General features: G+C 47.5%; 18 protein-coding genes. 15 read left to right on the top strand and 3 right to left on the bottom strand.

All coding sequences use genetic code 11. The features are described from left to right. Nucleotides 1–439 precede the first annotated feature (439 nt). From IAE55_RS18625 to IAE55_RS18575, 11 genes are all read left to right on the top strand, one after another. Nucleotides 440–4,591: a carbohydrate-binding protein gene (locus IAE55_RS18625; RefSeq protein ID WP_325168661.1), complete on the top strand. Its 4,152-nt coding sequence runs from the start codon at nucleotides 440–442 to the stop codon at nucleotides 4,589–4,591. A gap of 284 nt (nucleotides 4,592–4,875) precedes the next feature. Next, nucleotides 4,876–5,595 carry an endonuclease/exonuclease/phosphatase family protein gene (locus IAE55_RS18620; RefSeq protein ID WP_200633505.1) on the top strand — a complete coding sequence of 240 codons (720 nt, stop codon included), beginning with the start codon at nucleotides 4,876–4,878 and terminating at the stop codon, nucleotides 5,593–5,595. A gap of 422 nt (nucleotides 5,596–6,017) precedes the next feature. Further along, nucleotides 6,018–7,505, top strand: coding sequence for an Lsa family ABC-F type ribosomal protection protein (locus IAE55_RS18615; RefSeq protein ID WP_200633504.1), 1,488 nt, complete (start codon nucleotides 6,018–6,020; stop codon nucleotides 7,503–7,505). A 346-nt stretch (nucleotides 7,506–7,851) separates the two neighbouring features. Then, on the top strand, nucleotides 7,852–8,793 hold the full coding sequence (locus IAE55_RS18610) for an aldo/keto reductase (RefSeq protein WP_200633503.1): 942 nt from the start codon (nucleotides 7,852–7,854) through the stop codon (nucleotides 8,791–8,793). Nucleotides 8,794–9,126: 333 nt separating this feature from the next. Beyond that, a complete protein-coding gene (locus IAE55_RS18605) occupies nucleotides 9,127–10,791 on the top strand; it encodes an extracellular solute-binding protein (protein ID WP_325168660.1) in 1,665 nt (554 codons plus the stop codon). A gap of 113 nt (nucleotides 10,792–10,904) precedes the next feature. Beyond that, nucleotides 10,905–11,810, top strand: coding sequence for an ABC transporter permease (locus IAE55_RS18600; protein WP_186382081.1), 906 nt, complete (start codon nucleotides 10,905–10,907; stop codon nucleotides 11,808–11,810). Nucleotides 11,811–11,855: 45 nt separating this feature from the next. Next, entirely contained in the window at nucleotides 11,856–12,734 is an 879-nt protein-coding gene (locus IAE55_RS18595) for a carbohydrate ABC transporter permease (protein WP_145163714.1), read from the top strand. A 39-nt stretch (nucleotides 12,735–12,773) separates the two neighbouring features. Further along, nucleotides 12,774–14,504: a sensor histidine kinase gene (locus IAE55_RS18590; protein ID WP_200633502.1), complete on the top strand. Its 1,731-nt coding sequence runs from the start codon at nucleotides 12,774–12,776 to the stop codon at nucleotides 14,502–14,504. 12 nt (nucleotides 14,505–14,516) lie between these two features. After that, nucleotides 14,517–16,199, top strand: a complete 1,683-nt coding sequence (locus IAE55_RS18585) for a response regulator (protein ID WP_200633501.1) — start codon at nucleotides 14,517–14,519, stop codon at nucleotides 16,197–16,199. Between the two features lie 94 nt (nucleotides 16,200–16,293). After that, entirely contained in the window at nucleotides 16,294–17,568 is a 1,275-nt protein-coding gene (locus IAE55_RS18580; RefSeq protein ID WP_200633500.1) for a Gfo/Idh/MocA family protein, read from the top strand. A 281-nt stretch (nucleotides 17,569–17,849) separates the two neighbouring features. After that, complete coding sequence (locus tag IAE55_RS18575) at nucleotides 17,850–21,371, top strand: discoidin domain-containing protein (protein ID WP_200633499.1); 3,522 nt, start codon at nucleotides 17,850–17,852, stop codon at nucleotides 21,369–21,371. Nucleotides 21,372–21,443: 72 nt separating this feature from the next. Here the strand turns inward: IAE55_RS18575 and IAE55_RS18570 are convergent, their stop codons facing one another. Next, entirely contained in the window at nucleotides 21,444–22,004 is a 561-nt protein-coding gene (locus tag IAE55_RS18570; RefSeq protein ID WP_200633498.1) for a DUF3221 domain-containing protein, read from the bottom strand. 109 nt (nucleotides 22,005–22,113) lie between these two features. Between IAE55_RS18570 and IAE55_RS34375 the strand changes: the two genes are divergently transcribed. Continuing rightward, the gene (locus tag IAE55_RS34375; protein WP_200633497.1) at nucleotides 22,114–22,296 is read left to right on the top strand and encodes an ArsR family transcriptional regulator; all 183 of its coding nucleotides are present in this window, start codon (nucleotides 22,114–22,116) and stop codon (nucleotides 22,294–22,296) included. A 143-nt stretch (nucleotides 22,297–22,439) separates the two neighbouring features. On the opposite strand, the gene IAE55_RS18560 is transcribed toward IAE55_RS34375, so the two are convergent. Together IAE55_RS18560 and IAE55_RS18555 are read right to left on the bottom strand one after the other, a co-directional pair. Beyond that, on the bottom strand, nucleotides 22,440–23,255 hold the full coding sequence (locus tag IAE55_RS18560; RefSeq protein WP_200633496.1) for an alpha/beta fold hydrolase: 816 nt from the start codon (nucleotides 23,253–23,255) through the stop codon (nucleotides 22,440–22,442). Between the two features lie 224 nt (nucleotides 23,256–23,479). After that, nucleotides 23,480–24,061: a DUF6241 domain-containing protein gene (locus IAE55_RS18555; RefSeq protein WP_200633495.1), complete on the bottom strand. Its 582-nt coding sequence runs from the start codon at nucleotides 24,059–24,061 to the stop codon at nucleotides 23,480–23,482. Nucleotides 24,062–24,349: 288 nt separating this feature from the next. Here IAE55_RS18555 and IAE55_RS18550 point away from each other — a divergent pair, with 288 nt between their 5' ends. The 3 genes from IAE55_RS18550 (at nucleotide 24,350) to IAE55_RS18540 (ending at nucleotide 25,899) form a co-directional block, all read left to right on the top strand. Further along, nucleotides 24,350–24,829 (top strand): GyrI-like domain-containing protein, encoded by a 480-nt coding sequence (locus tag IAE55_RS18550; protein WP_200633602.1) that lies wholly within the window; start codon nucleotides 24,350–24,352, stop codon nucleotides 24,827–24,829. 33 nt (nucleotides 24,830–24,862) lie between these two features. After that, nucleotides 24,863–25,285 carry a DoxX family protein gene (locus IAE55_RS18545; protein ID WP_200633494.1) on the top strand — a complete coding sequence of 141 codons (423 nt, stop codon included), beginning with the start codon at nucleotides 24,863–24,865 and terminating at the stop codon, nucleotides 25,283–25,285. A gap of 194 nt (nucleotides 25,286–25,479) precedes the next feature. Further along, complete coding sequence (locus IAE55_RS18540) at nucleotides 25,480–25,899, top strand: GyrI-like domain-containing protein (protein ID WP_200633601.1); 420 nt, start codon at nucleotides 25,480–25,482, stop codon at nucleotides 25,897–25,899. Nucleotides 25,900–25,956: the final 57 nt, after the last annotated feature.

Here is a 25,956-nt window from a genome sequence, read left to right as displayed (position 1 = left end):
AGAGTGACCGAACTAAGATAGAACCATTCGAGATTATTCTGCGAAATTCCATTCTGAAAAGATATTTATTTTGGTATATATTTCTTGTTCATCGAATTGATGCCTCAATGCTGGATCTGATTTCCTACACCAAATGTATCTGACGGAGGTTTAACAAACCTACGAGTACAAAGTTACCGCTCATGGTGACAGCGGGCTATGAGTCATGCCTATAGTGATCTCATTTATTACATTAATATTGTATGATAAGCTAAAAAAACAGATATTTCTTTGAATATTACAAGATAATTGAAATAAACCGTTGACTTTGCCTGGATAATGCCGATATACTCACGATGTATTACAAATATATTGGATGAATTGAGGTGGTGGGATATCGGTGCAGGTAAAGATCGATACGATCATTTTACTATGAAAGCGTTTTAATAAAATCGGTGAGGTGATAAGTTTGATATTAAAACGAAGTATTGCGGTCGTGATGTGTGTGCTGCTCTTGTTTGCCCCTCAGGCGGCATTCGCCTATAAGAACCCGGCATCGCTGCCGGACGAATGGGGGCAATATGGACTTGGCGACCCTTACGTGCTGAAGTTTAACGGTACATATTATTTGTATGTGAGCACAAGAGATACCGATGTCGGGGTCAAAGTGTGGAGCTCTCCTGACCTTGTCAACTGGAGCTATGGAGGATTGGCCGCAACCGATCCGGTTACGAAGGGAGCCTACGCTCCTGAAGTCGTTTATTGGAACGGATATTTTTATATGTATACCTCTCCTGCCGGCAATGGTCATTACGTGCTGCGCAGTGAAAGCCCGACGGGTCCGTTCACGGTGCAGACGGGCAATTTGGGCCATTCGATTGATGGCAACGTCTTCATTGACGATGATGGCAAGTGGTATTTCTATCATGCGAACGGAGAAGGAATTCTCGCAGCTGAAATGCCTACGCCGACGACGATCGGTAACAGCGTTAATACGGGTGCAAGCATGAACGGTTGGACGGAAGGTTCTACGCTGTTCAAACGCAACGGCAAATACTATATGACGTATACCGGCAACCATGTATTCAGCAAAGGCTATCGAGTCGACTACGCGGTCAGCGCAAACCCGCTCAAGGGATTCGTGCGTGATACGGACAACCCGCTTCTGATCAGTACGGAAGGTCCGACCGTCGGTCTCGGCCATAATACGGTCGTCGTTGGCCCGAACCTGGATGCCCGCTATATTATTTACCACAATCTCGAAGGAAAAGGCATTGTCGGACCTCTTCGCCATATGGGGATGGACCGGATCGTGTTCAACGGTGACAAAATGTCCGTGCTCGGACCGACGGCAACCGAACAGCCGGATCCGGAGATGCCGGATTTTGAGGACCGGTTCAAAGGTTCGGAACTCAGCACGGCGTGGACGAATGCGGACGGTGGCAACTGGAGCATGGATTCGGGACTTCTGCATCAGCAAGCTGCCGGTACAAGCAGGCTGTTGACCACTGCTGAGGCCGGAAGCAGCTATACGGCAGAATTTAACCTGCAGCTGGCTGAGTCAAGCAAAGCCGAAGGCCAGCGGCTCGGGGCCGTTTTCTCCTACAAGGGGGATAACGATTTCGGAACAGCGCTGTTAGATCCGGCGAGCAATTCGCTGAAGACGCAGTTCCGGGTGAACGGCGCCGATCTGGGATGGGAGGAGAGCACGCTTCCGGAAGGGTACGATTATACAAAACTGCATAATATCCGGGTTGAGAAAGCAGGGGACACGTTCAAGATCTACGTTGACGGCATGCTGAAGCAGACGCGTAGCGCGAAGCTTGGCGGCGGCAGTATCGGTTACGTCACGGAGAACGCGAAGGCTAATTTCGGTTATGTTGCTTTCAGCAACGACGTTAACGGAAGCAGCGATTTTGATGCCGCGAAACCGGTTCCGGGTCAAGTTGAAGCCGTTCATTACCTGCCAGGCGGCGAAGAAGTCGGCTATCACGACCAGACGCCGGATACTATCGGCGATTACCGTGGAGATGGCGTGGATACGGCCACAGCAGATGACAGCACCTCACATGTCACTGCTTTCGAGAAAGGCGAATGGCTGCAATACCGGCTGAACATTGCGGAGGCAGGCAAATACGATATTGATCTCTCTTATGCAGATGCAGCTCTGGGCAGCAAAGTACAGCTCACTTTGGATAGTGGACGGCCGCTGGGTGAGTTTGAGCTGGCAGCTGACAGCAACACTGCTGATGCAGGATGGCAAACCGCACAGCTGAATGGGGTAGATTTGCCGGCAGGTGAGCATATTTTGAAGGTCACTGCCGCATCGGGCACGACCTCGCTGGACAAGCTGTCGTTCCACCGGCACGTGGACGTTCCGGTTCTCTATGATAACTTCGATGATGGACAAGACGACAGCTGGCAGCGGTATGAAGGCTTCTGGAGCGTGAAGTCCGACATTGCCGAGGAGGAGCAGGCTTATGACGCCTATCATCCGATTCCGGGTACGATTGGCACAGTCCACTATATCTCTGGTGGAGAGGGTGTAGGTTATCATGAGAATACACTCCAAAACATCGGCGGCGAGTACCGGGGAGATTCGGTCGATATTCGCTCCAATTCGGCCAGCGGCGGTTACAACGTCGGCTGGAACCAGACGGGTGAATGGCTGAAGTTTAATATTGACGTAGCGGAAGCCGGAGCCTATAACGCAGAGTTCAAAGTAGCAACTACGATGGATGGAGGTCAAATCCGGCTCTGGCTGGACGACACGACGGATCTTACCGGCATCGTAGACATTCCGAAGACCGGTGACTGGAATATCTGGAATGTGGTGCGCAAATCCGGTGTTACCCTGCCGGCAGGTAAGCATACGCTAAAAGCGGAGACGGTCCGCGGAGAATTCGATTTTGCAAGCATAGCGTTGACGAGGAGTGATCAGCCGATACCCGTGCCCGGCGTCGTCGAGGCTGAGCATTACAAGCCTGGCGGTGAAGGCGTAGGCTATCATGACTTGACGCCTGAGAACATTGGGGGCAAATACCGCAGCGATAGCGTCGACATTCGATCCGCTGCAACCGGCGATCAGATCGTAGGCTGGAATCAAACCGGCGAATGGCTGAAGTACAACATTCGCGTCGCGGAAGAGGGATTGTACGATCTCGACCTGTGGGCAGCTACGACGTTTAAGGACGCACAAGTCCGGCTGTGGCTGGATGACACGACTGATTTGACTGGTATACTGAACGTTCCTGCTTCCGGTGACTGGAATAAGTGGAAGTCGGTGACGAAATCCGGTATCCAGCTGCCGGCCGGTGATCATGAACTGAAGGTCGAAATCGTCAAGGGCGAGTATGACATGACAAGACTGTCCCTCACCCAGTTCGATAAGCCGCACGTGCTGCCCGGATTTATCCAGGCTGTTGATTATAAGGTAGGCGGCGAAGGTACGGGCTACCATGATCTGACTCCCGCTAACATCGGTACGGAATACCGGAACGATGCGGTCGACATCCGCCGAAATGCGGGCGGCAGCTACAATGTGGGGTGGAACGCTACCGGCGAATGGCTGGCCTACAACGTAGATATTGCCAAGGCCGGCGTGTATAACGTCGATTTCGTGACCGCTACATCGATGGATGGGGCGAAGGTCCGGCTGTGGCTCGACGATACAACCGATCTGACCGGTGAAGTCGATATCCCGAATTCCGTCACCTGGGAGAACTGGGCGACAACAACGAAGCAAGGCATTTATCTCCCGGCGGGCACACATACCTTGAAGGTCGAAACAGTGGTAGGTGAATTTGACTTCCAGGGAATACGAATTCATCAGAATCCGATCGAACCGAAAGCTGCTCATACTGGTGAATATCAAGCAGCGGTCGGCAGCTTCGGGAAAACTTTGATCGGAGATGCCAATTGGTCGGATTATAGCGTGGAGTCTGATATCAAGCTGATAAGCGATACAGGCGACGCAGGCATTCTGTTCCGGGCGAGCAACCCGGCTCACGGCAAGGAGCTGAATCAGAACAATGCGGATTTCGTACAAGGATATGTCGCGTACCTGAACAAACAGGGCGTTCATCTCGGCAAGCTGAATTACGGCTGGACCTATTTGACAGGGGAGCCGCTCGAGGTGAAATCAGGCGAATGGAAACATGTAAAAGTCGTAGTGCAGGGTGCTCACATTCAAGTATTTGTCGATGATATGAGCAAGCCGGTTATCGATTATACGGACCGCAGCGGCAGACCATTTACACACGGTAAGGTCGGCATGCGGACGTACATGAATGAAACGAGTTACGACAATTTCACGGTTCTCCCCGCTCCCATTAACGCTCCTTCCATCGGCAAGCTGCTGGAGGAGTTTGGCTCAACCGGACAGTTAGACGAGAAGATCCGGAAGCAGCTGGATAAGGAGCTTGAGCATGCCGCCGATGCGGTAAGCAAGAAGAAGCCGGACTGGAAGCAGGGGATCATGCATCTGGAGAATTTGCTGAAGCAGCTGAATAAAGAGCAGAAGCAGGATGACGTTTCTGATCAAGCAAAAACAACGCTCAATCGGAGCGTTAACGTACTTATCGAGGTGTGGAGCGCTAATTTGGGCAAGTAGCAGGCCAAGCAATGATCTAATACTGACGTCCCAGTACCGGAGGAGCTTCGGTGCCGGGACGTTTTGCGTTATTTTATCGGAAATTATTAAGGTAATAGTAAGACGACAAGAGCATATATCGTTTGCAGGCTTTTTTGTTTTCGCTTTAGGTGTTCATATACGTTTCCCCTGATATTTACGGAACGTGTTGTTAAGAATAAAATGGAATCATCCACGATTCTGGCCATTGCTATGTTCAAAATACTCAAAACGTTCATTTCAAAACAGAAAGACAGGGGATTCAATTGCAGATCAAGGTTGTCACTTTCAATATTCATCATGGGAAAGGAACGGATGGAAAAATAAACTTGAACAGAATTGCCGAAGCTATAGAAGAAAGTGAGCCTGACCTTATCGCTCTAAATGAAGTCGACAGGTTTTTTTCCAAAAGAAGCCATTACTTGGATCAAGTATCATGGTTAGCCGGACGATTAAAGATGAATGCGGCTTTTGGGGCAGCGATCACCATCAAGAAAAAGAAGGGTAACATGATCAGACAGTATGGAAATGTCCTTTTGTCTCGTTATCCCATTGTATCGGAGAACAATCATCATATGAAATCTGGTATGATCGAAGGCCGATCTTTATTGGAAGCTGATGTACTCATAAATGATAAGCCACTCAAAATGTATGTCACCCATCTCAGTTTGAATCCACGCAGACGTAATAAACAAATTGAATTTATTGCGAGCAAAATTAAGGAGGATCGTTCACCTGTTGTCATTGCGGGGGATTGGAATATGAAACGGGGAGGTAAGGCATGGAGCACCATAGCGGGAATTGTTCAGGATTGTTATATGGCGGCAAAAACGCCTAGCAATACGTTTCCATCGTTACGTCCCGTTATGCAGCTTGATTACATTTTCACCAGCCGGAATATAGAGATTGCTTCCGTTGAAGTCATTAACAAGATCCCAGCAGCCTCAGACCATCTACCGTTAATGGCAACATTGAGCCTGAATTGATGCTGTATCCTTAACCGCGGCAGACTTTTTTATAAAACAGTTTACTTCAGAAGCAACGGGATCTTGACCTCGGTGAACGGATATGCTAAGTTTTGTTCATATTAATGAGACCTTGAAGGGAGGGATAAAGCGATGGCGGAATTAGAGGTTGTGGATGTTCATGTGAACCTGTCATATCCGCGTTTTTTTGGCATGGTTCACCGAATAAACAATCAGTTACCGGAGCTTTATCCCCCATATATACATCTGCCTAGCGATTTTTGAATGGATGTCGCTCGGTTTATTTATTGTATGGTCGGGTTCATGTGAGCGCCGAGAAGCACTGGTTGGACTGGTGTTCTTTCGGCGTTTTTTGTTGGCTTCCGTGTAACGGGCGGGAACGGTTTATTTTCTCCGCCAACACTTAACTGGAGGTCGATTAGATGTCACAGATTTATGTTTCGAACTTGACGTTTGCCTATGAGGGAAGTTATGACAACATTTTTGAGAACGTCCATTTTCAGATCGATACCGATTGGAAATTAGGATTCACGGGCAGGAATGGAAGAGGGAAAACGACATTCCTCCGTCTGATACAGGGGCAGCTCGAATACAGCGGGACCATATCCGCGAACGTCGAATTCGATTATTTCCCGTTCGAGGTACAACATAAGGAATACCTTACTATAGACGTAATCGGTGAGGTCTATCCGGACTATCTTCACTGGAAACTGATTCGAGAGCTGAACTGGTTGAATGTATCGGAGGATCTGCTGTACCGCCCGTTTAATACGTTGTCGAACGGAGAGCAGACGAAGGTGCTGCTGGCAGCCTTATTCATCAAGGACAACCGTTTCTTACTGATTGACGAGCCGACGAATCATCTCGACCTGCATGCGAGAAAGCTGGTCGCCGATTACCTCAACCGAAAGAGCGGGTTTATTTTGGTCTCCCACGACCGGGCCTTTCTGGATCGGTGCGTCGATCATATTTTGTCCATCAACAAAACCAATATCGAAATCCAGAAGGGCAATTTCTCAACCTGGTGGGAGAACAAGCAGAGGCAGGACCAATTCGAGCTGGCTCAGAACGAAAAGCTGAAACGGGACGTTCAACGCTTATCGGATTCCGCCAAGCGGACGAGTGGCTGGTCGCATGAAGTGGAAAGTACCAAAAACGGCACGAGAAACTCCGGCTCCAAAGTGGACAAGGGGTATATCGGTCATAAAGCAGCCAAAATGATGAAACGCTCAAAAGCAATCCAGCAGCGGCAACTCTCTGCCATTGAGGAGAAAAGTAAGCTTCTCAAAAATATCGAGAACGCAGAGAGTCTACAAATTGCTCCGCTTCCATTTTACAAAGAGCGCCTCGCCGAGCTGGATCACATCTCGGTTTCATACGAGTCGAAAACGGTATGCGAAGACGTGACCTTCGAGATTCAACAAGGGGAGCGGATTGCGCTATCTGGAGCAAACGGTTCAGGCAAGTCCAGTATTTTGAAGCTGATCTGCGGCGAGGATATTCCATACAACGGAGGATTCCATAAGGACGCGCAGTTAAAAATATCGTACGTAGCCCAGGATACGTCTCACCTTCGGGGGGATTTGTCCGAATATGCGAAAAGCTGCGGAATTGACGAAAGCCTGTTTAAGTCGATATTGCGAAAGCTCGATTTCTCGAGACTGCAATTTGAAAAGGATATCTCAACCTACAGCGGCGGTCAAAAGAAGAAGGTATTGATCGCTAGAAGTCTCAGTGAAAGAGCCCATTTGTATATTTGGGACGAGCCGCTTAATTTCGTTGATATCATCTCCCGCATGCAAATTGAAGAGCTGCTGCTCGAATATACGCCGACGCTTCTGTTTGTAGAGCATGACAGCGAATTTGTGAGCAACATCGCCACCAAGGTCGTTGAACTATCCGGGCGATGATGGATGGATTTATACCGATCCGTCCTGAGAGGAGTTAGCTGGGGATGTAAGGAGACAAGAACAGAACATATTCTCTTCATAGCCGCGTAACTGCGGCTTTTTTTTGTTAGCCGTAATTGATATGATTATCTACTTCCCCTTATAAAATCATCTTAATTCAGCTAACTGGCAGGATCGCTTAATCGATTCGCGAATATGAAATATAGGTTGTACTCGAGATCCCATGACTTCATGAGAAAGAACGAAAATCACATCCATTTCCGAGGAGTATTGAAGGCAGTCATTCGATTCAAGGCATATCGTTTTTTTCCTGTACATATCGATTCGAGAGAGGAGTAGAAGTCTAATGAAGTACGCAAAACTCGGCAGAACAGACATGGAAGTGTCCCGCATTACGTACGGCGCAATGGAACTGGGAGGGGGCAATGCCTTCTCAGGCGGATTGACTCGCTGGGAGCTGAAGCCCGAAGAGGACAACATCCGGCTTCTCCGTCAAGCTTTTGAGCACGGGGTCAATTCATTCGATACCGCTGAGCTCTATGGGGCCGGACGATCAGAGTTTATTGTAGGAAAAGCCTTGGCCAATGTAAGAAAACAGTGCGTAATCGCAACGAAGGTAAGCGCTCATCATCTTCGGCCCAAAGATATCCGTACGGCCCTGTGGCAAAGCATGTTCCGGCTGAATACGGACTATATCGACTTGTATTACATCCATACGCCCAGTAACGACATCCCAATCGAGGAAACTATGGGAGAGCTGAGCAAGTTGAAAGAAGAAGGCGTAATTCGTGCAATCGGTGTCTCCAATTTCTCTCTGGCTCAACTGAAAGAAGCCATGCAATATGGACGGGTTGACGCGATACAGCCGGAGTATCATATGCTCCAGCGCAGCATTGAAGACGAATTGCTTGACTATTGTTTGCAAAACGACATCAGCATCATGAGCTACAACTCCCTCGCTAAGGGGATTTTGACCGGAATTTTCCACAAAGGCAAAGAAGTTACGGATTTTCGCAAGGAGAGGCCTTTATTCCAATCAGAAAACCTGCGGAAGACGGAGGACCTCATCCGTCTCTTAGAGGAAATCGCCGCAGCCAAAGGTGCCACTCTCTCGCAAATCGCAATTAGCTGGCTGTTAGGCCGGAGGGGCCTGACCTCGGCCATCGTGGGCACACAGAACGAGAAGCATTTCTTTGAGAACTTGCATTCCACTGACATAGAATTGACCGAAGAGGAAGCGACCAAGCTGGACGAATTAAGTAAACAGACACTAAAAAATCTCGACTAAACATCTAACGATTTGTTCATCGTAGCCATCGGGATTTCCTTAGACCCAATATACGGAAAAGAAATTCAGCCTCATTAAAAGCTAAGAGGGGCTTCATCAATTGGCGGATGATAACCAATTCCATAAGCATCTAAATAAATCACCGGCACATATGCCGGTGATTTTTTGTTGATACACTTCTTTAATTGATTTTTGCCTGGTGTCAAGAGGTGTATACGAATGTAAAGACTAGTGTATAGAACAGCGGAGAGCTTCTTTCTATACTAAAATTATGAAAGACCGCAGCACAGCTTGCAGCGAAAACTAAAACGAAATATACCGGAGGGGTAAAATGTGAAGAGCAAAAAAGCACTTGCTATCGTCTCCTTGACGCTTGCATTGGCGATGACAGGCTGCAGCAGCAAAACGTCGCCTGAGGCAAACCATTCATCTGGAAATGCCAAGGAACCGATCGAAGCAACAGGCACAGGAAACGGCAATGATATGATAGAGGTTTCAACGGTTTCGCCAAGCGATCCTTACTTGAAATTTGACGAAGGTGAAAGCTTCGACAAAAACTCAGTTTATGATGCTTATGAAAAAGATATCGGTGTCAAAATTACAAACAAATGGGTTACAGATATAAGCCAATTTAAAGAGAGGGTAAAAATAGCCATCGCATCCAACGATCTTCCGGATTGCTTGCCTGTAAACGCTACACAGCTTAAAGAGCTTACTGAAGCGGATATGATTATGGATTTAACCGAAATTTATGATCAGCATGCTACGGAAGAGACGAAAAAATTTCTGACCATGGACGGCGGCATGCAAATGAAAACAGCGATGATTGACGGGAAAATGATGGGTATTCCGAGCTCATACAACCCATTCAACTATCAATTTTTGTTCGTTCGTACGGACTGGCTGAAGGAGCTGGGCTTGCCTGAACCTAAAACAATGGATGATTTCTTAAAAATTGCCGAAGCGTTCAAAGCGAAGAATCCTGGCGGCACCAAGGAAGCTTTCGGTATTGCGGTCAGCAAGAGCCCATTTAGTATAGAGACAGGCGTGACCGGTCTGAGAGCGTTCTTGAACGGCTATCATGCTTATGAAAATATTTGGATGGAAGACGGAAACGGCGGTTTGATGAACAGTGATATTCAGCCCGAGATGAAGCAGGCTCTTGCAGCGCTGCAAGACATGTTCAAAAAAGGGTTGATCGATCCTGAGTTTTCGGTTAAAGATACGGAAAAAGCTGCTGAGCTCATCTACGACGGCAGCATCGGCATGGTATTTGGCGCTTCCTGGACACCGGCGCAGCTTGCGAAAGGGGCTGTGAAAGACGGCAAGGTTGTTCAAGAATGGGGAGTGTTCCCGATCCCTTCAATTGATAACAAGCCTACATTGAATCAAATTGGTCTTGGCGTTGATGAATACTATGTTATCTCTAAACAAGCCAAGCATCCGGAAGGCGTGATCCGTTTGTTAAACCAATGGATCGTTGCTGACAATCATCCGACAGAAGAGCAGAAAGTATATGGGTATGGTAAAGACCGAGTTGAAAAAGGCAATAACTACTGGCTGCTTAACCCGCTTCGAGTCGGCAAACAGTTTGACAATAACGGCGAAATCTTGCCCAAAGCCATTGAAAACAAAGACGAAAGCATCCTTGAGACAGCAGACCAAAAAACGCGTTATGCACGCGCCATGCAATACGTTAAAGGCGATACAAACATGTGGTGGGAGTATTTAATATCCGGTCCTCATGGAGCCTTTTCTTATGTTCCAGAAATCCAAAAGAACAAGCAATACCTGCAAAACAAATTCTACGGGGCGCCTACTCCGACGATGGCAGACCGTCAAGAAATTTTAACGAAGAAACGTGATGAAATATTCATCAAAATCATGATGAACCAAGTATCCGTAGACGAATTCGATAAATTCGTTGCAGAGTGGAAGAAGCTTGGCGGCGATGAAATCACGAAAGAAGTTAACGAGTGGTATAAATCGCTTAAATAGAATCTGCAGCGCAGGGAGGGATTGAATCGATGCAATCCCTCCCTTTTTCAAGAACAACCATGTTCTTTAGCAAAGCATGAACAGCACGAAAAGTGAATCAGCGAGGTGAAGATATGAATAGTCTGACGCGAATGTGGAAGAAGGAATGGCCGCTTCATTTAATGCTGCTGCCGGGTTTGGCTTTGATTATTATTTTTAGTTACATTCCGATGACAGGAATCATGATGGCTTTTCAAAAATATGTGCCGAATAAAGGGCTGTTCGGCTCCCCGTTTATCGGATGGAGGAACTTCCAATTGTTAATGGATTATCCGGATATCGGCCGTATTTTCTTTAACACGGTATATATTGCTGTAATGAAAATCGTTGCCGGTTTGTTCGTGCCGATCACCATTGCTATTTTGCTTAATGAATTGCGTAGGGAATGGATGAAAAGAACGTTCCAAACCCTGGTCTATCTGCCCCATTTTTTATCCTGGGTGCTGCTGAGCGGTATTTTGATCGATATTTTATCTCCTTCCTCCGGCATATTTAACCAGGTGCTTGGATGGTTCGGTATGAAGCCGATCTTCTTTCTTGGCGATAATAAATGGTTCCCTTATGTCATGGTCGTCTCCGATGTATGGAAGGAATTTGGATTTGGCACCATAGTTTATTTGGCGGCGTTAACCGGAATTAACCCTACGCTTTATGAAGCAGCTGAAATGGATGGCGCGGGCCGCTGGAAACAAACCCTTCACGTGACACTGCCGGGCATGATGCCGATCATCGTTCTTATGCTTACGCTTAATATCGGGAATGTGCTGAACGCCGGATTTGATCAAATCTTTAACCTGTACAGCGCGCCGGTTTATGAAAGTGCCGATATCATCGATACTTTCGTCTACCGCATGGGAATTCAGCAAGCCCAGTTCGGATTTGCCACAGCTGTCGGCTTATTGAAATCCGTCGTATCTTTTATTTTCATTTCCGTATCCTACGTACTCGCATACCGACTAGCGAATTACCGCATTTTCTAAGAGAGTGGAAAAGTCGGTGATTCAGAAAGGAGACAGACCGTGGTCATGAAACCGTCATTCGGAAGAAGGGCTTTTCTAGTTAGCAATCTACTATTTCTTGTGTTTATATCTCTTTTATGCTTAATGCCGATTATTCATATTTTGGCGATTTCCTTTAGCTCAGGATCGGCTGCGGCAGCCGGCAAGGTTGCGCTGTGGCCTGTAGAATTTACAACAGCAGCTTATGATAATGTGTTCGGTAAGCCTGAATATTTAAGAGCTTTTGGCGTTTCTATAGAGCGGGTTGCAGCAGGGACGGCATTAAGCATGCTGTTAACGATTGTTACAGCTTATCCTTTATCCAAGGACCGCAATACGTTTCGTCTAAGAACCGTTTATGCCTGGATCTTCGTTTTTACGATTTTGTTCAACGGCGGACTTATTCCTACCTATTTGACCATAAAAAGCTTGGGACTTATTGATTCTCTCGGAGCGCTGGTGTTTCCTGCAGCGATCAACGTGTTCAACGTCATCCTGCTATTGAACTTTTACCGCAATTTGCCCAAGGAGCTTGAGGATGCTTCGCGGATTGACGGAGCCGGGCATTTTGCAACACTCTGGAAAATCTATGTTCCGCTATCGTTGCCCGCACTGGCGACAACGGGGCTTTTTACGATGGTAGGGCATTGGAATAGCTGGTTTGATGGCATGCTCTATATGAATCATCCAGAAAATTACCCGCTGCAAACCTTTTTGCAAACCGTTATTATTAAGATGGATTTTCGATTTATTAAATCAGAAAATGTGGAACTCATGCTCCAGCTGTCTGACCGAACAAGCAGGGCGGCACAAATCTTCGTTGCGGCTTTCCCGATTCTTATTGTCTATCCATTCTTGCAGCGGTTTTTCATCAAAGGCATTGTAATGGGAAGTGTAAAAGAATAGGCAGGAAGGTCGTAGATCTCGGGCACAGGAGAACAAACGATGAAAAGTATATTCTTGTTACAGGATTCCTCTATATTCAAAAAAATAATGGCCGCCTTTTTGGCGGCCTTGCTGCCGCTTATGGCTATTACCTGGATGATGAATGAGCAAGGGGCCAATCATATCCGCAGTGAAATATCCGATTCGATTTTAAATACGACACGGTTTTATCTGGACTCTCTGGATCAGGAAGCAGACCGGATCAGCCGATATTTGCCTAACTACGTCATGGACAGGGATTTAATGGAAGTGGCGGCGACAGGTGAGCAGATGAACTTCTACGAGCGGTCGTCTAAAATATTGGATATTCAGCACCGCTTGGATTTAATGAAAAATTCCAGTCCGTTTATTCGCGAGTCGAAGGCGTACATTCCGCAGATCGAGCGCACAGTGCTGAGCAACAGCTTTGAAACCAATCTGAATGCGGAAGAATATGAAGCGATGCAGCCAGACAAGAAGCTTTATACGGGGCCTTTTATTTATTGGCAGGACCGGCTGTTTATTACGATGCAGTACCCTGCAGGCAAAAAAGACCCGCTCTATGTCGTAGGCGTAGAGCTCTCAACCGGCAAAATTAAAGAGACCTTAGCGCAAATCGGCAATAGCAGGGGAGGACAGACCGTATTGTTTAATCTGGAGCGCGATTGGGAAATCAATAGCGGCTCCGACCTTGAATTGCATGATCTGATGAAGCGGCTGGCTTTTGAAAAGCAGGCAGCGAACGTGGATGAAGGCTATGATACGATCCATTATAAAAACAAGCGATTTCTAACCGTATTCAAGTATTCCAGCCTCTGGAATTGTTACATGGTAACGAGCATACCGGAAGAGATGATTCTCGGTTCATTGCAGGTATATCAAGCTTTATTTTGGTGGGCCTGCTTGCTTGCCGTTTTTATTGTATTTTTCTTTACCTACTTTTTAATCCGGTTAATATACCGTCCATTGATCAAGCTGGTGCGTTCTTTCCGCCGCATGCAGCAAAACGAGCTGGAGCCGATCCTGATCGACCGCAGGAAGGATGAGTTCGGCTATTTATACCAGGCTTTTAACGATACGGTGAAATCTTTGAAAACACTGATTGAGGAAAATTATGAGCAGCAAATTCGGACTCAGCGTTCGGAGCTGAAAAGATTGCAATCGCAAATTAATCCTCATTTTTTATATAATTGCTTTTTCGTGCTTTGCCGTTTGATTAAATCCGATAGCCAGAAGGAAAAAGCCTACCAGTTTTGTTTATACATCGGGCAATATTTTCAGTTCATTACTCGCCATCATGATGACAACATTCCGCTGGAGATGGAGCTTGAGCATTCCCGAACTTATGTGGAGATGCAGTCGATCTGTTACGGGGATCGAATACAAGTGCTGTTTGACGTCGAAGCCCAGCCGATTGAAGTGCCCCGATTGATTTTACAGCCTATTATTGAGAATGCTTATAAGTACGCTCTCGGCAATATGCTGGGCACAGGCGAGCTATGGGTGCACAGCAAGCTGCGAAATGATGCCTTTTACATTTATGTAGAAGATAACGGCGAGTTCATTACGGACGAGGAGATCGAAGCGCTTGACAAGAGGCTGCTTTATTCAACGAACCAGATTGAGGAGACAACCGGCCTGCTTAATGTTCATCGTAGAATTCAGCTTCGTTATGGAGAAGAGTTTGGGATTACTGTATCACGCTCTGAGCTTGGTGGACTTCAAGCTATTATTAAACTGAGCATGAGCTAAGGAGGAATCGCCATGTACAGGCTTTTAATCGTAGATGATCTGCCGATTATTGTAGATGGTCTTCTGGAGTTGTTCGAGAAGACGGAGCATTTGGAGCTTGAAGTCATGAATGCCTATTCCGGCGATGAGGCATTGGAGGTACTATCTCATCACCGAGTGGATATTGTGATTTCGGATATTAAAATGTCTGGTATAGAGGGAATTGAGCTGCTGCAGGAAATAAAATCTCAGTGGCCGAAGTGCAAAGTAATTTTATTGACAGGGTACAATGATTTTAACTATGCGAAGAGTGCCCTGACGTTTGGCGCTTTTGATTATTTGCTGAAAGTGGAAAGCGACGAGAAGATCATCCATACCGTTGAACGGGCGATAGAGGAGATTGAAAAGGAACAGGATCAGGCGCAAATGATCTTGCGTGCCCAGTCCAAAATGAGAATCGCGATGCCTTCCTTGCAGAAGGAATATATTTGGGGATTATTTCAAGGCAAGACGATGACGGAGCAGCAGCTTCAGGACGCTTTTGCGGAAATGGACATTCCGCTTGACGCATCGCTGCCGGTCTATTTACTGATTGGCCGGATCGATGCCTGGAAGGAAATGTTCACGGCGCCGGACAAGGCTTTGCTCGCTTACGCTCTTCAAAATATCGCCGATGAATATTTATCCGCCGATTTGCGCTGCTACTCCGTCGTATTTGATATGAACAAAATGGTATGGATCTTTCAGCCTAAAGACGGCCTGGAGTTAACGGCAGATACTGGTACGATGGAATGGACCCGGGCATACCGCTATGTGAGCGGCAATTTGGAGACGATACAGGCTACCAGCAAAAAGCTGCTGAGCCTTTCCGTTTCTTTTCTTATTGGCAGTGAAGCTGTCCCATGGAGTCGGCTGTCGGATCGTTTTCATGCGATGAAATACGGTCTTATGCAAGGCCATGGTTTGTTTCATGAAATCATTATGACCGATAAAGATATTCAGAAGTCTGAAGAAAAAGAGAAGGCGATAAGCTATCATGACGGATTTTTCCACGCTCGCGTACAGCTGCTGATGAGCTGTCTTGAAAATAATCACCGCGAGCAGTTCAATAAACTGTTTGTTGAATTGACAGACTGCTGGAAGGATCCGGATATTCCTGAAGGGCGTAAGGTCGAGGTGTACCACTCCCTATCTGCGGTATTTCTGGCGCATTTGCACAAAAATAAAGATATGCGAGAGTATATGAATACCCAGATTAATCTGGATATGCTGTTCCGCCAGGTGGAGACCGCTTCATGGACGGAGCTTATTCCATACTATTGGCAAATTGGGAACTGCTTTTTTGAATGGAATGCGATTAGAGGAACAGAGCTGCCAGCGGAGGTCGTCAATAAGGTGCATCGCTATATAGAGGAACATATTGCGGATGATATATCCCTAACCGCTCTTGGGGATTATGTCAGCTTGAATCCATCCTATCTTTCTAGGCTTTACAAGCAAATAACGGGAATTGGACTGTCTAAATACGTAAATGATTACCGCAATGTCATTGCAAAGGACTTGCTGCTCAATACCTCTATGAAGGTCAATGAAATCGCCGCCAGGCTCGGCTACAATTCAGCGCTTGCCTTTATCCGCTTCTTTAAGAAGCAGAATGATATGACACCGCAGGATTTTCGAACGGCCCGCACCGAAACATTGCAGCAAGGTAAATAAATGTATATGGAATGTAAGCAATGATCTCTTTTGATGCGCAGAGACACCCCTTACAATGAAGTTATATGCATTGTATACGCAAGGGGGAAGAGCATTGAAAACATTAACGGCTGTACTATTAGGCGCAGGCAGTAGAGGAAGATACATCTATGGACCGTATGCGGAAAAATTTCCGAATGAGCTGAAGTTTGTTGCTGTAGCCGAGCCGGATGATGAACGCAGACAACGTTTTGCAGAAATTCATCAAATCGATGAAGAGCATGTTTATGATTCTTGGGAAAAAGCATTCGAGCAGGGAAAAATAGCCGACGTGATGATCATCTGCACGCTTGATCGGATGCATTATATACCGGCAATGAAAGCGATGGAGCTTGGCTACCATGTTATGCTGGAGAAACCGATGTCGCCGAATGTGCGGGAATGCATAGAATTGGAGCAAGCTTCCCTTAAGTTTAAGCGTTTGTTGGTGGTCACGCATGTGCTTCGCTATTCCCCGTTCTGGTCGGGCATCAAGAAATGCATCGAGGATGGGGAGCTGGGGGCAATCGGCACCATTCAGCTGACAGAGAACGTAGGCTATCACCATATGGTTCATAGCTACGTACGCGGCAATTGGCGTAACTCCGAGGAAACAAGCCCGATGATTCTGGCCAAATCCTGCCATGACTTGGACCTCATCTCCTGGCTGATGGATGAACCGTGCACAGCGGTCAGCTCCTTTGGCTCATTGCTTCATTTTAAAGCCGAGAACGCGCCGGAGGGTGCAGCCGACCGCTGCATTGATGGTTGCGAAGCAGAGAGGGAATGTGCCTTTTCAGCGATTAAAATGTATTTGGAGCAGCCTGCCGATCATTGGGCGCGCTATATGACGCACGAATTATCACAGGAAGGCATTATCCGGGCGCTTAGGGAAGGACCGTTCGGCCGCTGCGTCTATCGCTGCGATAACAATGTTGTCGACCATCAGGTCGTCAATATGGAATTTGCCAGCGGTGCCAACGCTAGCTTTATTATGTCGGGATTAACCAAGAGCGCTACTCGCCGTGTGCAGATTATGGGCACGCAGGGTGAGATCATTGGCGATATGGATAAGGGCTCATTTACGCTGTACCGCTATACGACGGGAGAAGAGATTGAAATTAAATGCAGCGTTCAGGGAGACGGTCACGGCGGAGGGGATGAGCGCATGGTGAGCTCCTTCCTCCAAAATGTACATAAGTTTGATCGCAACATGACCCAAGGTCTTACATCGGCTACAGCTTCCTTGCAAAGCCATTTGATGGCCTTCGCTTCCGAGCGATCTCGTCTGCAGCAAGGCAGAAGCATCAAGCTGACAGAGATGTATCAGAAGGAAGAAGCGGGTGTTTGATGGTTGAAATCAGTGAGACGATGTGGGAAAGCCTAATATTCAACATAATCACTCGCTGCGAAGTAATTATGGCGGATATCCGCGGCGTCCGGGCTTGGGAGGTGTGTACCCCGGACGCCGCACAATTTGGCGAGAAAAGATGGAAATGGGGAAAGAGAAATTTTGTTTTTGAAAGCGGTTCCATTATGGTCTTGTACGGATTTCGTGAAAGGGGGGATCCATTCGTTTGACGAGATGACATATGGCTTTTCCATCAAACCAAACCATGCATGGAGGGACAAATGAAGAACACAAAAATGAAAGCCCTTTCAGTACTGCTGACAGCTGCCGTTATGCTGACACCAGCCGTTCAGCCGAGAGCCGCGCTTGCGAAGCCCGAAGCTCAGGACATCATGAATGTTTCCGCTGTCGGGTCAAATGACCTGCCGCCCCAACTGCGAGAAGAAAATGGCGAAAGGCCCCCAAATGTCACCGATGCCGTTTACGGCCAGGAATCCGATACGCCCCCACAGGGGCCCCAGGAGGATGAAGCCGCAAGTCGGATGGCTGCATCCTCCACATTCAGCGGAACCAATTTGGCTCTGGATAAACCGGTTTTCGCTTCCGGCAACGAAGTAGACTATTTGAATCCGGAGCTTGCCGTGGACGGGAAAGGAAACACCAGATGGTCTTCCGCAATAGAAGATGACCAGTGGTTTTACGTTGATCTTGGTGAGCCGCAGGATATCGACCGCGTTGTGATTCGCTGGCAAACCCCTGCCGACACTTACAAAATCCTTGTGTCGGCAGACGGTGAGAACTGGGAGAACGTCAGGGATAATGACGGCATTATACAATGCAAAGGTGGTGTCGAAACGATCGACTTCTCTGTGCGCGAGGCAAGGTACGTAAAATTCCAGGGTGTCAAACGGGCGCCTGTCGAAGGTACGCTGTACGGATACTCTTTTTATGAGTTCGAAGTGTACCAATTACATGATTTGCAAACGATTATCGACAATGTCTCTGCGTCATTGAAGGTCCAGCCTGGACAAACGAAACTCGATTGGTCGGATGTGGACGTGCCCGAGGGTTATCAAATCAGCCTGTATGGAAGCGACCGCCAGCCTGTTATCGACCAGGACGGCCAAATCCGTACACCACTGGTGGATGCCAAAGTCAATCTCATCGTACAAGTGGAAGATGAGAAAGACCCGAACCGGAAGCTGATTTCAGGGAACATTCCCGTTGTGGTGCCGGGACAGTATAAGCAAACTCCGGATCGGAACGCCGAACCAGACGTCATTCCTTCCCTGCAGGAATGGTACGGGGATACTGGCAAGTATAGACTAAAAAACTCTTCGCGCATCGTCGTGAATCCGCAAGACGAATCCACTTTGCGGAATGCGGCCGAGCTGACCCGCCAGGATTTGCTGGATTTGACCGGTTACGATCTCAAGATTGTGACCGGCAAACCGAAAGCCGGTGATTTGTACTTGTCCATCGATCCATCCCTGACACGGCTCGGCGAAGAAGGCAACCGGTTCAAGGTCGGCGATTACGTTTCGATCGCTTCCGTGTCCGCCAAAGGAGCGTTCTACGGCACGAGAACCGCGCTGCAAATAATGAAGCAGCATCCGGACCGGACCATACCGAAAGGTGAAGCCATGGATTATCCGAAATACGCGCAGCGCGGATTGATGATCGATGTCGCGCGCAAGTTTTATACGATCGATTTTCTCCGAAATTACGTGAAATTGTTGTCCTGGTACAAAATGAACACATTCCAAATCCATTTGAACGATGACGTCGGCACACCGTTTGCGGACGGCACGACGGCCGCTTTCCGGCTCGAAAGCACCACCTATCCAGGGCTTGCGAGTCCGAACGGCCATTATACGAAGCAGGAATTCAAGGATCTGCAGCTGCTGGGCATGGAATATGGCATAAACATCATTCCGGAGATCGATACGCCGGGGCATTCCCGAGCATTCACTTCCTACAATCCGGCGCTTGGAAATGACCGGGGGCTCGATATTACCAAACCGGAAACCGTTCAGTTCGTTAAGTCTTTGTGGGATGAATATGTGGACGGGAATGATCCGACATTCATCGGTCCGGACGTCAACATCGGCACAGACGAATACGGCGGGAATTCCGAAGTGTTCCGCGGATATATCGATACACTGATCAAGCATATCAACAGCAAAGGCAAACATCCGCATTTGTGGGGCGAACTTACTCAACATAACGGCACGACGCCGATCAGTACCGACGCTACCATGAACATTTGGCATGAACCTTATGGTTCTCCACAGCAGGCAGTGGATCTTGGCTATGACGTCGTCAACACCCAAAACGTATTCATGTATATCGTCCCTACGCTATACGGTGACTATTTGAATTCCCAATTCATCTACAATGAGTGGGAGCCGGTGAAGTGGGAAACGACGACACTTCCTTACGGCCATCCGCGCGTCAAAGGCGGTATGTTCTGCTTATGGAATGACGTGTCCGAAGCCAACGGCCTGTCGATGGACGATTCGCATGAACGTCTGCTTCCTGGGATTCAAGCGGTCTCGGAAAAAATGTGGACCGGAACGAGGGATGACCGATCCTACGAGAAATTCGAGCAGCGGGCGAAGGCAATCGCCGATGCACCAAACGCCGACATGTCCCATAAAATCACCGTAAGCAACAATGATAACAAAGTCATTTCGTATCTTTTTGAAAACAAATTCAAGGACGAATCCGGCAACCGTTTTGACGGCAAGGGCATGAACGTCAATATAACGGAAGGAAAATACGGCAATGGTGTTCGACTGAATGGCGGGAAGAGCTATATTCAAACGCCGATCGATGCCTTAGGTTTTGGCTGGACGGTTTCGATGTGGATCAAACCCGACACAAACAACCCCGATGACGCTGTATTGATGGAATCTCCTGCTGGAACGCTAAAATTGAAGCAAGGCAGCAGCGGCAAGCTTGGTTTCACAAAGGAGCATTACGACAGTACGTTTAACTATGCAGTTCCGGAAGGCAAGTGGACGCATATCACGCTGAAGGGCGACAAAAAAGGCGTGACACTGTTCGTGAATTTGAACGAATACGTGGAAAGGCTGGAGGAACAATATCCGAAATTAAATACGCTTGTGCTGCCGACGCTCCGGATCGGAAGCGAAACGAATGCGTTTAAGGGTGTGCTGGATAACGTCATGATCTACAACAAACCGATCGAGCTGCTGAGCGGCGAGAATTTGGCGCTCCATCAGGTCACGGAGTCGTCCGAACTCGAATTTCCGTATTACTCTTCCGACAAGGCGGTTGACGGGGATATGTCTCCACTCTCCAGATGGTCGAGCGCTTACGTGGATGACGCTTGGTTTATCGTCGATCTGGGCGCGCCAAAAGACGTCGGCAAGGTCATCATCAAGTGGCAAGGAGCCTACGCCGAAACGTACCAGCTGCTCGTATCCACGGACAAAACGAATTGGACGAATGTGTCCGGCGGTGACGGAGAGATCACCTCTAAGGGCAATCTTCTGGATATCATTACGTTCGATCCGCAGCAGGCGCGTTACGTCAAATTCCAGGGAGTGAAACGCGCCACCGTATTCGGAAACTCCTTCTTTGAATTCGAGGTGTACGGACCCGATCATATTCAGGAGTACAAGCAGCTGATTGCGCAGATGGAAGATCTTCTGAATAAAACGGACGACGGAACGCTGCGTAAACTGCTGCTGCAAGTGCTGAATCGTTATCCGTACGACGCGACGGCCGACCTGGGGCCGCTGCGAGATTTGGTGAACGGCCTGCATTCCAAATGATTTATTGGTAGATCATTTGGAAGTGCATTTGTCAGCAATGAACAAAAAAGCTTGGTCATTTGACCAAGCTTTTTATTTATCTGGTATTTGGAGACCTTTTTCTTCTTTTTGTGTATCTGTTAAAGCTCCATCTTTGAATCGGACTGTCCATAGATGTGATTTATCATCGAACTTTATAGCTGCTGGAACAAATATTTTGATTTCTGCGGCTTCCTTGCTATCGATAGCTTCACGTAGGACCTGCTCTTCAGACAATATAGCCTTGTCTGGTTTTATGCTCGGCAATACAGTTACCTTTTTAGCTCCCGATAGACCAGGATAAGATGTTGCTATTTCTCCTTTAAATAGAATCTTAACTTTTTGACCAACTTGTGCATCATCAGGGAAATTCGAAACCCATACAGCATCGTAAAATTCTCGATTCCCACTTGAACCCAAATCTTCTGGTATAGGATTGACCACAAGAACTCTTTGCGGCTCTCTTTTTATTACATACCATTCAATATTTTCAGATGGGTCATTCCCTTTCTTAACTGTTTCCTTAGGATGGACTGCGGGTTTATTGAAACAGCCTGTCAAAGTAAATAGCATCACAAATATTAGTAGAATGAATCTCAGTTTTATTCGAATCACTCCTTTAGTCTATTCACCGTTTATTTTCCAGAATTAGTTGCAATATCCTTTCTGCCTATTGAAACTGAAATAGAATAAGGCTAGGCTTTCCCAACGTTATCTAAAGTATATGATATCCTTCAACGTAAACTGTCTGTCCCATATCAATTTATCGAGGCCGGCTATCTTGCATCATCTGAAGGTGCTGAAACAGTCTGGTTTTATTCTTCCGGTGGCTATTAATTGCAGGCCGGATCTGGTTAAACCTTATGCTGCATTCACGAAACAAATAGTAGATATGTTTATGGTTTAGCAGATTGTGCGATGGTTGTATACCTCAATCTAACCAAGAGTGAAGACATGTTTGAACTAACGGGAAACGATAGTTCAATAAAAACCCGAAAAAACGACAACCGGCATAAAGGCTGTCGTTTTTTCAATTTGCCTATCGTGTTGCTATTGCGGTACCTGCAGCGGAGCCTGCCGTGCATTCCCGACGAACTCCTGCATGACCTCATTAAACTTGTCGCGTTCGTCGTAGAACGAGCCGTGGCCGCTGTACATGAACGGCACGAGCTGCGAATGAGGGATTAACCGTTGCATCTCCTCCGCCTGGCTGAATGGAATGACCTGGTCGTGAATGCCATGTACGATCAGCGTTGGAACCTGAATGTGTGACAGGTCGGCGGTTAAATCAAAGTCCCGCAGCATGACGATGATCGCGGCCGTCGACCACCCGGCAGCCTGCATGCCCATCTGAATAAACCAGTCCGCGAATGGCTTGCTGATGTACCGGAAGAAAAAAATGTCGGTCACGCCGCGCATCATGTTTGCCCGGTCGTTCAACGACTGCTTCAGCAGCTGCGCTGCCGTCTCTTTGGTGAAGCCGCGCGGCGTCGCCGCGTCGATCAATACGAGTTTGGATACGCCGCCGCCATTGTGCCGCACGACGTATTTGATCGCGATCGCTCCACCGGTCGAATGCCCGGCGAGCACGAAGTCTTTCAATTGCAGCGCATCAACGACGGCGCGAATATCGTCCGCAAGCCGTTCTAAATGATATCCACCGTAGGGTCGGTCCGACTTTCCGAAGCCACGCCAGTCGATGCCGATGCAGCGGTAACCCATGCCCGGCAGCACGTTGAACTGATATTCGAACTGGTCATGATTAAGCGGCCAGCCATGAAGAAACACGATTGTTTTGCTTCCTGCCGGGTTGATATCCTCCACATAGAGTTGTACCCCCGGCTCAACTGTCACATAGTATCCCACTGTCAATGCCTCCGTAAATCAAAATCCTTTCCCGATAGGATACGCGCCCAGCGCCCAAACGTGAATGCCCTGTTGCGGCATAGCCGCATGCCGGAAGGACGGCTGGACTGTGCGGTGATGCTTTTGGTTCAACACACGACTGGATAGATCAATAGCGAGAAGGGGCTGCCTCGCAGGAGACGGCCTTTTTTTATTGGCAAAAAAAAGAAGCCGCTGAGGGCTTCTTATTGTTTATGAAACGTATTCTTGATGAATTCCTGTTCCTCTTTCTCCGTAAGAACGCCTCTCGCTTTCCCGATCGACCCATTTTCGATCATCCAAAAAAAGTTGTGATCCTCATCGACGGTAGAAAAGTCACCGGTCTCCCATTTCTTCGCAATATCGAGCATCCTTGCGTAATTGATCCAACTCGTCCCCTTGACTTGAATGATCTGTTCCAGCAGCTGCACCCGTTCCGGCGTCATTTCGATTGAGACCCACTTTTCCTTGGCCTTTACCTTTTGATGGGTCATATGGTGCATGATATTGACGACGTCACTCTCTGCAACAACAATCTCGGGCTTTAAAGCGTCTTTCAGCACTAGATCAACTTGGTCATTGTCATCCGTGCGAAGGTTCCCAAGGTTGGTTCGGGTTTGCCCAGGTTTCGGAGTCGGTGCAGGAGTTAGATTCTCGGCTTGTTTACGATCCTCCGGGTCAGTCACTAAAGCATCTATGAAGTGTTTGACAAAAAGGCCAGTTCCAACAACGACGGCAATGGCTGCCACGACAACAACCGTGATAACCCATCTCTTCTTAGTGGACATTTAGAGATTCTCCCGTTAAGTTTGTGTACTTCGTACATAAATACACTATAGATATCGGACCATATCCCGTCAATAGTCTGGGAACATAGAAAAGAAGCTGATGATGTAGCGCTTAAAGCCAATGGAGAGCGCTGTAAGAAGGCAGATTTGTTTGGTCAAGCAGGTCAGAATTGTGGGTGTCGTATCGGTCTCTCTAAACAGTATCATATTTTGACATGATTCATCGTTATGATTAACCCATCAAGAAAAACAAATGAATTGATCAAATCAAAAAAAGGAGCTGGGATGATGGCAGCATTTACTCTTGAGGAGAAAGATAGCTTAATCGTTGTAGGGATTGGAACGGAACTGAAGAGCGAGTACACGGACTATGCGGGCATGAACAAGGAAAAGGAAAACTTCTGGCGGACCGTGGAGCAGGATGGAAGGCTTGATGCATTAAAGGCTGTCGCTGCGAATGACTACATCTTCGCCGTAAACGAACTGGTAAACGGCAAGAGGATGTATTATGTCGGCGTCATGACAGAAGCATCGTTATCGGAAGAACACAGAGAGATCCAATTCCCTAAAGGACCATACCTCGTCATTAAAGGCGAAGGGAAGACGGCAGATGATTTAAGTCGTACGCTTACCGGCATTGCCTTTGGTCAAATCTTACCCGAAGCCGAAAACTTCGCCTATGTCGGCGGGCCCAATGCAACGGTCGAGATGGGGCAGCGTGATAACCTTGTATATGGGGAAATGTGGATCCCGGTTGTGAAGAAGTAAATAAAACAAAACAAAACCTTAGGAGGAATGAAAATGAATACGATTACCAGTCATGAAAAAATAACGAAGGTTGAATCCCGTCGGATCGGAAAGACGACCGCTTATTGGACCGTCACCATCATTCTCGCATTCTCTATTGCATTAAGCGGGATCGGGCAATTGATGCGATTGGGTGGCAATGTTGATTTAGTGACTAATATTGGTTACCCGTTATATATTACTTACATTCTCGGGACTTGGAAATTGCTTGGAATCCTTGCGATCGTCATGCCAGGTTTCCCCCGTCTTAAGGAATGGGCTTATAGCGGTATCTTTTTTCTAATGACGGGCGCCACCTTATCTCATGTGTTCGCTCATGATTACGGGGTTGGTGGATTCAATGTAATTCTTCCGCTTTTCTATGCCGCACTTGGCATAGCCTCCTGGGCGCTGCGTCCGAAAAGCCGCAGACTCTAATTAAGGCGTGACATGACGCCACCTCATTCGTGATCCGATAGACTTCCCCTGCCTAATATTAGGTAGGGAAGCCGCGGAGAGGACAATTGTTGCCCTCTAAACAGTATCATGTTTTGATATGATTTATGGTTATGATAAGCCTATCAAGTGATTAAACCAATGAATTGATCCATTCAAAAAAAGGAGCTGGAATGATGGCAACGTATACCTTTGAGGAAAAAGACAGCTTTAGCGTTCTTGGTATTGGAACGGAGCTGAAGAGCGATTACACGGATTATGCCGGCATGAACAAGGAGAAGGAGAACTTTTGGCGGTCCGTGGAACAGGATGGAAGACTTGAAACATTAAAGGCTATTGCTGCGAACGACTATATTTTTGCGGTAAACGAAGCGGTAAATCACAAGATGATATATTATGCTGGCGTCATAACAGATTCGTCGATCCCGGAAGAACACAGAGTGATCCAATTCCCAAAGGGACAATACCTCGTAGTTAAAGGCGAAGGGAAGTCGGCTGATGAGTTGAGTAATACGCTTACTGGGATTGCCTTTGGTCAAGTCCTGCCAGCAGCCGAACATTATGCTTATGTTGGCGGACCCAATGCAACGGTTTAGATGGGGCAGCGAGACGGCTTTGTATATGGGGAAATGTGGATTCCGGTTGTCGAGAAG

The sequence above is a fragment of the Paenibacillus sp. S28 genome (assembly GCF_016624415.1).
Classification (GTDB): domain Bacteria; phylum Bacillota; class Bacilli; order Paenibacillales; family Paenibacillaceae; genus Paenibacillus_AQ; species Paenibacillus_AQ favisporus.
The sequence above is the reverse complement of the archived record's forward strand: the minus strand, read 5'-3'. Positions and strand labels throughout refer to the sequence as shown.